Source organism: Myxococcota bacterium (genome assembly GCA_035498015.1).
Taxonomy (GTDB): domain Bacteria; phylum Myxococcota_A; class UBA9160; order SZUA-336; family SZUA-336; genus VGRW01.
This window is the reverse complement of record DATKAO010000100.1, coordinates 1-8387: the sequence shown is the minus strand read 5'-3', so window position 1 is coordinate 8387 and position 8387 is coordinate 1. Positions and strand designations below refer to the sequence as shown.

Sequence of the window (8387 nt, the reverse complement as noted above, 5' to 3'; positions counted from 1 at the left end):
TCGCGATGCCGCTGCGCGAGCTCCTGCGGCTCGAGCGCGTCGAGAAGCCGCAGGTCGAGTGGGTCGGCTCGCGCCGCTTCCTGAAACACCGCGGGCGCACGATCCCGCTGGTGCGGCTCGAGGACGTGCTGCCCGTGCGCGGCGGCGGCGAGGAGGCCGACGAGTTCTTCGTGCTGATCCCGCGCCTCGAGGGACTCGAGGCCGGCATCATCGCCACGCGCATCGTCGACACGCTCGAGTCCGACGCGCAGCCCGACCGCTCGCAGCTCAACGCGCCGGGCCTCGCGGGCTCCGCCATCATCGAAGACCGACTCACTCTGTTCCTCGACGCGCCGCGCCTGCTAGAGGCGGCGGGCATCGAGAGGACGAACCCGACATGAACGCCACGGGCTCGCTCGAGCGCCGCTACTGCACGTTCTACCTGGGCGACGAGTGCTACGGGATCGACATCCTCACCGTGCGCGAGATCAACCGGCAGGTGCAGATCACGCCCGCGCGCGGTGCGCCCGCCGCGGTGCGTGGACTCATGAACTTGCGCGGACAGATCGTGACGGTGATCGATCCCGCCGTCCGGCTCGGCTACCCCGCGCGCGAGCAGAAGAAGAGCACGCGGCTCGTGATCCTGAAGACCAACTCGGACCTGGCGAGCCTGGGGCTCGGCGATCTGGCCACCAACGACGAGCTGGCGGGCTTCTGGGTCGATCGCATCTCGGACGTGATCACGGTTTCGGAAGATCAGATCGCCCCGGCTCCGCCCGATCAGTCCGGGAAGAACGACCATCTGTTGGCCGCGGTGGTGCAGCTCAAAGATCAAGTGATTCGCATCGTCGATCCGAGCGCGCTCTTGCGGCTCGGCGACACGGAGTAGGCATGGCCGAGACGCTCAAGGTTCTCATCGTCGACGACAGCGCGATCTACCGCAGCTTGGTGCAGGGGTGTCTCCGCGAGATGCCCGACCTAGCTTGCGTGGGCACGGCGGGCGACGGCAAGGACGCGATCGCCAAGGCCGCCGAGCTGCGCCCCGACCTGATCCTGCTCGACGTCGAGATGCCCGTGATGGGCGGCGTCGAAGCCATGCCCAAGCTCCGCCAGTTACTCCCGAACGCGGGCATCATCATGGTGTCGAGCCTGACCACCAACGGCGCGAACATCACCATGGACGCGCTGCAGGCGGGCGCGTTCGACTTCGTGACCAAGCCGCAGGTGAAGCCCGGCGAGGATGGCTTCGCCGCGCTGCGCGAGCCGCTGTCGACGGTGATCGACGCCTTCCGCGAGGGCCGCGCGCAGCGCGCCAAGCCCGCGAAGGTGCAGAAGCCCAAGGGCGCGCGCGGCAAGGCGCCCGTGATCGACGTGGTGGCGATCGGCAGCTCGACGGGCGGGCCGAGCGCGCTGGCCGAAGTGATTCCCATGCTGCCCGCCGACCTGCGCGTGCCGGTGCTGATCGTGCAGCACATGCCGGCGCGCTTCACGGCGTCGCTCGCGACCTCGCTCGACCGGCGCTCCAAGCTGCGCGTGCGCGAGGCCGAGGAGGGCCGCCCGCTGCGCGCCGGCGAAGTGCTGGTCGCCCCCGGCGGCAAGCATCTCGAGATCGCCATGCAGGACTCGGAGCCGTTCGTGCGGCTCACGACCCAGAAGCCGGTGAACTCGTTCCGGCCCTCGGTCGACGTGCTGTTCAAGTCACTCGCCCAGTCCGTGCCCGGCAAGGCGCTGTGCATCGTCATGACCGGCATGGGCGCAGACGGGCTCGAAGGCGTGAAGGCCGTGCGCCAGGGCGGCGGCTGGTGCATCGCGCAGGACCAGGCCAGCTGCGCCGTCTACGGCATGCCGCGCTCGGTGATCGAGGGCGGCGAGGCCGACGAGGTGCTCGCGCTCGACGCGATCGCGACTCGCATCCAGGGGATCGCCAAGGCTACATGAACGTTCCCAGCTTAGAGAGACACGAGTTCGACCTCCTGCGCGGGTTGATCGAGACCTGGTGCGGGATCTCGCTCGAAGACGCGAAGATGTATCTCGTCGAGACACGCTTGCGCGAAGTCGTGGTCGAGACGGGCTGCTCGAGCTTCGGCGAGTTCTACCACAAGGCCAAGAGCGCAGGCGCCACGCTGCGCGACCGCATCATCGACGACATGACCACGAACGAGACGTCGTGGTTCCGCGACATGCCGTTCTGGGAGACGATGCGCCAGGTCGTGATCCCCGACTCACTCGAGCGCGCGCGCCAGGACGGCCGCGCGCGCGTGTCGATCTGGTCGGCCGCCAGCTCCACGGGCCAGGAGCCGTACACGATCGCGCTGATGCTGAAGGAGATGGAGCGCGCCGGGGAGCTGCGCGGCTTCCGCGCCGACAGCTTCGACATCCTCGCCACCGACATCAGCCGCAACGCGCTCGCGATCGCCGAAGCCGGCCGTTACGACCCGATCTCCATGCGCCGCGGCCTGCCGCTGCGCCTGCGCGAGGACTATTTCGAGCGCGACGGCCGGATCTCGGTGCTGCGCGACGACGTGCGCAAGCTGGTGCGCTTCAAGCGCATGAACCTGCTCGACTCGTTCGGGAACCTGGGCGTGTACGACATCGTGCTGCTGCGCAACGTGCTGATCTACTTCGCCGCTGCCTGGAAGCGGAACATCCTGGCCAAGACGCGCGACGTCATGCGCGCGGAGGGCACCCTGGCCGCGGGCGCCACCGAGACACTCGAGCTGTACAGCGGCGATTTCACGGTCGTCCGGCACGGACGGTCCACGTACTACCGCTTGAAGGAAGCGTGAGATGAAGGTGTTGGTCGTCGACGACTCCGCGATCATGCGCAAGGTCATCGAGCAGATCCTCGAGATGTTGGGTCACGAAGCCGTGCCCGCGGGCAACGGCATCGAGGCCTTCGAGCGGCTGAAGGAGCACGACGACGTGCAGCTGATCCTGCTCGACTGGAACATGCCCGAGATGAACGGCATCGAGTTCCTGCGCGCGGTGAAGGACCGGCCGGGTCTCTCGAAGATCCCCGTGATCATGCTCACTACCGAGTCCGAGCGCCGCAAGATGATCGAGGCCATCGAGGCCGGCGCCAAGCACTATCTCACCAAGCCCTTCCAACCCGAGACACTGGCGACCAAGATCCTCCAGTGCGTCGAGGCCAGCGCATGACCCGGCGCAGCAGCACCTCGCGCAAGCTCAATCTCGCGGCGCTCGCGTCATTGGCCGTGCTCGGCGGCCTGTTCGGCGCGGCTGAGCTGGGCCCGGCGTCGTGGGGCGACGCGCTGCACCTGGCGCTGTGCCTGGTGGCGCTCGGCTCGGTGGCGGGCATCTGGATCTGGCTGCGCGGCGCGCTGCTCTTGCCGCTGGAAGACGCGGCCGCCGCCTTCGAAGCCGGCGACGACGCGCTGCTCAAGCGCCTGTCGAACACGCTGCCGCCCGGCGAGCTGCGCAGCATCCTCGAAGGCAGCGACGCCCTCGTCGCGCCGCTGCGCTCCGACGCCCTGCGCGTGCGCGCTGCCGCCGACGCGCTGGGCCGCGTGTGCGGCGCGCTCCAGCCGGCGACCGACACGCTCGAGCAGGCCGCGGCGGGCCTGTTGCGCGACACCGAGGAGATGCACGACGCCAGCGAGACCACCATCTCGGCCATCCAGGCCGTGGCGGCCGCGGTCGAGGAGTCGAGCGTCAACGTGCGCGACGTGGCCAAGGGCGCGGGCGCGGTGTCGGAGCACATGAGCTCGGCGGTGTCCGCGATCGAGACCTTCAATGACTCGATCCGCTCGGTGAACACCGCGGTCGAGGAGATGAGCGCCTCGCTGCGCGACGTGTCCTCGAGCTGTCACCACTCGGCCGACGTCGCGGTGCAGGCCGCGCGGCTCGCCGAGGAGACCAACCAGACCGTGGCGGTGCTCGGCACCGCGGCGCGCGAGATCGGGCGCGTGGTCGACGTGATCAACGACATCGCCGACCAGACCAACCTCCTGGCGCTGAACGCCACGATCGAGGCCGCGAGCGCGGGCGACGCGGGCAAGGGCTTCGCTGTGGTCGCGAACGAGGTCAAGGAGCTGGCGCGCCAGACCGGTGCGGCGACCGAGGAGATCGCGAGCAAGGTCGACGGCATCCGGCGCACGACCGAGGGCGCGGTGAGCTCGATCGAGCGCATCGGCGCGATCATCCAGACCATGCGCGAGGCCACGCAGACCATCGCCACGGCGGTCGAGGAGCAGACGGCGACCAGCGCCGAGATCAGCTCCTCGGTCGGCACGGCGGCGGGCCGCGCCGACGAGATCACGAGCTCAGTTCAGCGCGCGGCCAGCACCACCCAGGGCGTGGCGCGCACCACCGACGAGCTGTCGAGCGGCACCAACGAGATCGCCCGCAATGCGGCCCACGCCTCCACGGGCGCCGGCTCGCTGCGGCGCAAGGTCGACTCGGTGCGCGCGGCCGCCCAGAAGACGCGTGACTTCGCGAGCGGCGCCGCGGCTTCGCTGGCCGAGATCAACGCGCAGGTGACGCAGATCCGCACGGTGCTCTCCGACTCTCGCGGGGACTGAGCGCACGAGATAGTCTCGGGAGTCGTGGACCGGCGCACGCGCATCGAAGCACTGCTGCGCGCGGCTTTCGCGCCGCTCGAGCTCGAGGTCGCCGACGAGAGCCAGAAGCACCGCGGCCACGCCGGCGCCGCGGGCGGCGCGGGTCACTTCCGCGTGCGGCTGGTCTCGGAGCGCTTCCGCGGCGCGGCACGGCTCGCGCGCCACCGCATGGTGCACGAGGCGCTGGCCGCCGAGATCGGGCCCGAGATCCACGCGCTGGCGCTCGACCTGGCCGCGCCGGACGAAGTGACTCGATGAGGTCGACGGCCGGGCCCGTCTACGCGCTCACGGGCACCATCTTCGGCGTGGCCCTGGTGATGACGCTGCTCGCGCCGCGGTTCATGCCGAAGGCGGCCGCGGCCCCCGCGGCCTTCGGCTCAGTGTCCGAGCGATCCTTCGCGCGGCGGGAAGAGCCTGCGCAGCAAGCCGTCCGCCGGCCCGCCGCGGTAGCGTCGGAAGCGCCAGTGCCGGTAGACGTACTCGCCGGCGAAGAGCGCGCCGAGAAACGCGTACGCCAGCGCACCCGTGTACGCCGCCCACGCCTCGCGTGAAGCCCACAGCGCGAGCGCCGCGCACACCGCGCCGTTCAGCACGAAGAACGCGCACCACACCGCGGTCACTCGCCGGCAGTACGCGACCTCGTCCGCGGGCAGCTCTCCGACCTGAGCGCGCGCGAGTCTCTCGATGGCGCTCTGCGGCCGGCCGAGCGAGACGGCGAACACGCCGAACATGGCGGCGTTGAACACCGCGGGCGCCAGCAGCAGCGCCCGCGCGTCGCCCCAGAGCGCGGCCGCGAGGCTCGCCGAGCCGAACACCACGGCGACCGGCGCGAACACGCGCGCGGTCGCGGCCAGCCTCTGCCGCGAGACCAACGCGAGCCGCAGCAGCAAGAGCCCCAGCGTGAACAGCCCGATCGAGCGCGGCGACGCCCGCCCGAGCGCGAAATACACCGCGAACGGATAGAGCACGATCGCCAGCGCTTGCAGGGCTGCCACGTGCGTCAAAATACGCGCCGAGGCGCGCTTCGTGCATACTCGGGACGCAACCGGAGGGTCAGGGTGAGTGCCAGCGGAGCGAGCGCATGGGCGAACATGGCCGAGCGCGGATCCCTGCGCGCGCTCGCGTTGTTGCGCGGCTGGCACCGGCTGTTCGGGCGCCGGCTCTCGGTCGCGCTGCTATTCCCGATCGTCGTCTACTTCTTCGTCACCGGCCGCGCGTCGCGCGACGCCTCGCGCGACTTTCTGCACACGCTGTGGGCCACGCCCGAAGGCCGGGAGAGCCTGGGCAGGCCACCGCGCGCGCGCCATGTGTTCCGTCACCTGTTCGCGTTCGCCGAGAATCTGCTCGATCGCATGATCCTGTGGAGCGGCGACGGCGGGCTGATCCGGATCGACAACCACGGCCGCGAGCTGGTCGAGGCGCTGGTGCGCGAGAAGCGCGGCGGGATCCTGCTGAGCTCGCACCTGGGCAGCTTCGACATGCTGCGCGAGCTCTCGGCGCAGACCGGCATCGTGCTGAACGTGCTGATGTTCACGCGCCACGCGCCGGTCATCAATTCGTTCTTCGAGAGACTTCAGAACGGGCGCAAGCTGCGGCTGATCCGCGTGGAGCCCGGGTCGCTCTCCACGGCGTTCGACATGCGCCAGGCCATCGCGCGCGGCGAGTTCGTGGGGATCCTGGGCGACCGCATCTGGCCGTCCGAGCAACACCGCACGGTGTCGGTCTCGTTCCTCGGCCGGCAGGCGCAGTTCCCGCTCGGCCCCTACCTGCTGCAGGGCGTGCTCGGCTGCCCGATGCTGCTCACCACCTGCGTGCGCATCGGACCCGCGAGGTACCGCGCGACCACCGTGTCGTTCGCGCCGGCGGGCGTGGTGCCGCGCGGCGAGCGCCAGAAGTACGCCGAACAGCAGGCGCAGCGCTTCGCCGAGGCGCTGGAGCGGGGCATCCTCGAGACGCCCTACCAGTGGTTCAACTTCTTCCGCTTCTGGGACAGCGCCGGGCGCGACTAGAGTCACTTGGCCGCCGGGCTGGCCGGCAGCTCGACCCAGAAGCGCGTGCCGCCCCCGGGCAGGTCTTCGAAGCCGATGTCGCCGCGGTGCGCCGCGACGATGCGCTTGGACACGTACAGGCCCAGGCCCGTGCCCGCGCCGGGCGGCTTGGTGGTCACGAAGGGCGCGAACACCCGCCCGCGCTCCGCGGCGTCGATGCCGGAGCCCGTGTCGTCGATCTCGATCCGCACCGCTCGGCCCAGGTCGCGCGAGCGCACGCAGATCGTGTGCGCCCGGCCGGCAACCGCGGCGCAGGCGTCGAGCGCGTTGGTCAGAAGGTTCAGGAACACCTGGCCCAGGCGCTGCGCGTCGCCCAGCACCGTGTGAGTCGCGCCGAGGTCGCGCACCAGCTCCGCGCGCGCCGCGGACGGACGTGCGACCAGGCGCAGCGTCTGCTCGAGCACGTCGTCGATGCGCAGCGGCGTGTACTGCGAGTGGGGCGAGCGCGCCAGGGAGAGCAGGTCCCGCACCAGGTCCCGGATGCGTCGCGCGCCCTCCGAAGCATCGACCACCAGCTCTTCGGCCAGGGCCACGCCGCCCAGCTCGCGCAGCTTGGCCTCGATGTCGTGGATGCGCGCCGGGGCTGCGCCGCCGGCCAGCGCGCCGACCTCGCGCCGGTAGCCCGAGAGTGTCTCGGCCATGGCCGCGCAGGTCTGGGCCAGCTCCGAGAGATTCCCGAGCACGTAGGTGATCGGGTTGTTGATCTCGTGCGCCATTCCCGCCACCAGCGTGACGAGCTCCACGTCGTCCGGCTCCAGATTGGGCGCCATTTTTCCTCCTATCGGCAGAAGTCCCGCAACTTGCGCGCATATCCATCCGTCTCTTTTCCTTGCGTGACTGTGAGAGCCCCGCAGCGCGCGTCCCGTTGGGCACACGCGTTGCATTTCCCGCCGCGCGATGAATCCCTACCGCTGTGCCTGCAAGTCGGCTCTCTATGTTCTCTTCAGCGCCTTCGCGCTCGCCGCGAGCGGCGCCTCCGGCGCCACTCTCACCGTGACCGGATACACGCTGGGCGACTACGTGAACGTGGTCTCGCCGGGCCACACCGGGACGGTCGCCACCGCGGAGCTCAACCTCGGCTTCGGCGGCACCACGGGCTACAGCTACTGCGTCGACCTCGCGCAGAGCATCACCGTCGGCACCACCACCGGCTGGGACGCCCTGAGCGCCGAATCCTCGTCGCAGCTGATCCGCGCGGCGTATCTGGTCGACACCTTCCACCCGCAGCTCGACTCGCTGATGTCGACCTTCGGCGTGACCAAGCAGACCACGATCGCGGCGCTGCAGGTCGCGGTGTGGGAGGTCATGGGCGAGGCCCCCGGCGACTACGACCTCGGCAGCGGCTCGTTCTCGATCACGAAGGCGAGCGCCAGCCTGCTGAGTCTCTCGAACCTGATGCTGGGCTCGCTCGCCAACGCGAACCTGACCAGCTTCGACAGCGACGCCATCTGGCTGCAGAGCCGCACCTACCAGGACCAGATGTTCTACCCCCGCGTGAACCCGATTCCCGAGCCGGGCACGATGCTGCTCTACGGGTTCGGGGCGCTGATCGCCGCCTTCGGTCTGCGCAGGAAGGCCTGAACAAAGAGCGGGTTTGCGCGCTGCGCTCCGGGCTAAAACCCTTCGGTCGCTGCTTCGCGAGTACGCTCCAGACGCTCCCTCCGGGTTTTGCCCGGCCGCGCGCGCGAATCAGATTCGTCCGCTTCCACAAAATTTGGAAACGCGTCGACCCGATTGCCTCGTCGACCCTGCAGTCCGCGCCCGATGGCACAGCGAACGC

General features: G+C 70.0%; 11 protein-coding genes. 9 read left to right on the top strand and 2 right to left on the bottom strand.

Annotation, left to right across the window (positions count from 1 at the left end; genetic code table 11):
• From VMR86_08680 to VMR86_08650, 7 genes are all read left to right on the top strand, one after another.
• A partial coding sequence (locus VMR86_08680; protein HTO07119.1) for a chemotaxis protein CheW occupies positions 1-380 on the top strand: 380 nt, incomplete at its 5' end.
• A complete protein-coding gene (locus VMR86_08675; protein ID HTO07118.1) occupies positions 377-868 on the top strand; it encodes a chemotaxis protein CheW in 492 nt (163 codons plus the stop codon). The genes VMR86_08680 and VMR86_08675, both read left to right, overlap by 4 nt.
• A gap of 2 nt (positions 869-870) precedes the next feature.
• The gene (locus VMR86_08670; protein ID HTO07117.1) at positions 871-1917 is read left to right on the top strand and encodes a chemotaxis response regulator protein-glutamate methylesterase; all 1047 of its coding nucleotides are present in this window, start codon (positions 871-873) and stop codon (positions 1915-1917) included.
• Entirely contained in the window at positions 1914-2765 is an 852-nt protein-coding gene (locus VMR86_08665) for a protein-glutamate O-methyltransferase CheR (GenBank protein HTO07116.1), read from the top strand. The genes VMR86_08670 and VMR86_08665 overlap by 4 nt, the downstream gene beginning before the upstream one ends.
• Before the next feature lies 1 nt (position 2766).
• A complete protein-coding gene (locus VMR86_08660; protein HTO07115.1) occupies positions 2767-3138 on the top strand; it encodes a response regulator in 372 nt (123 codons plus the stop codon).
• The gene (locus tag VMR86_08655; protein HTO07114.1) at positions 3135-4520 is read left to right on the top strand and encodes a methyl-accepting chemotaxis protein; all 1386 of its coding nucleotides are present in this window, start codon (positions 3135-3137) and stop codon (positions 4518-4520) included. Before VMR86_08660 ends, VMR86_08655 begins: the two co-directional genes overlap by 4 nt.
• A gap of 24 nt (positions 4521-4544) precedes the next feature.
• On the top strand, positions 4545-4817 hold the full coding sequence (locus VMR86_08650) for a BolA family protein (protein HTO07113.1): 273 nt from the start codon (positions 4545-4547) through the stop codon (positions 4815-4817).
• Between the two features lie 119 nt (positions 4818-4936).
• Here the strand turns inward: VMR86_08650 and VMR86_08645 are convergent, their stop codons facing one another.
• Complete coding sequence (locus VMR86_08645) at positions 4937-5554, bottom strand: septation protein IspZ (GenBank protein ID HTO07112.1); 618 nt, start codon at positions 5552-5554, stop codon at positions 4937-4939.
• 96 nt (positions 5555-5650) lie between these two features.
• On the opposite strand from VMR86_08645, the gene VMR86_08640 reads away from it, so the two are divergent.
• On the top strand, positions 5651-6568 hold the full coding sequence (locus VMR86_08640) for a glycosyl transferase (protein ID HTO07111.1): 918 nt from the start codon (positions 5651-5653) through the stop codon (positions 6566-6568).
• Positions 6569-6570: 2 nt separating this feature from the next.
• Here VMR86_08640 and VMR86_08635 read toward each other — a convergent pair whose 3' ends face one another.
• Entirely contained in the window at positions 6571-7377 is an 807-nt protein-coding gene (locus VMR86_08635; GenBank protein ID HTO07110.1) for a HAMP domain-containing sensor histidine kinase, read from the bottom strand.
• A gap of 223 nt (positions 7378-7600) precedes the next feature.
• Between VMR86_08635 and VMR86_08630 the strand changes: the two genes are divergently transcribed.
• Positions 7601-8188 (top strand): PEP-CTERM sorting domain-containing protein, encoded by a 588-nt coding sequence (locus VMR86_08630; GenBank protein HTO07109.1) that lies wholly within the window; start codon positions 7601-7603, stop codon positions 8186-8188.
• The last annotated feature ends 199 nt before the right edge of the window (positions 8189-8387 follow it).

Coding starts and splice junctions, on each gene's coding strand:
- VMR86_08675 (HTO07118.1), top strand. CDS start 377: ATGAACGCCACGGGCTCGCTCGAGCGCCGCTACTGCACGTTCTACCTG.
- VMR86_08670 (HTO07117.1), top strand. CDS start 871: ATGGCCGAGACGCTCAAGGTTCTCATCGTCGACGACAGCGCGATCTAC.
- VMR86_08665 (HTO07116.1), top strand. CDS start 1,914: ATGAACGTTCCCAGCTTAGAGAGACACGAGTTCGACCTCCTGCGCGGG.
- VMR86_08660 (HTO07115.1), top strand. CDS start 2,767: ATGAAGGTGTTGGTCGTCGACGACTCCGCGATCATGCGCAAGGTCATC.
- VMR86_08655 (HTO07114.1), top strand. CDS start 3,135: ATGACCCGGCGCAGCAGCACCTCGCGCAAGCTCAATCTCGCGGCGCTC.
- VMR86_08640 (HTO07111.1), top strand. CDS start 5,651: ATGGCCGAGCGCGGATCCCTGCGCGCGCTCGCGTTGTTGCGCGGCTGG.
- VMR86_08635 (HTO07110.1), bottom strand. CDS start 7,377: ATGGCGCCCAATCTGGAGCCGGACGACGTGGAGCTCGTCACGCTGGTG.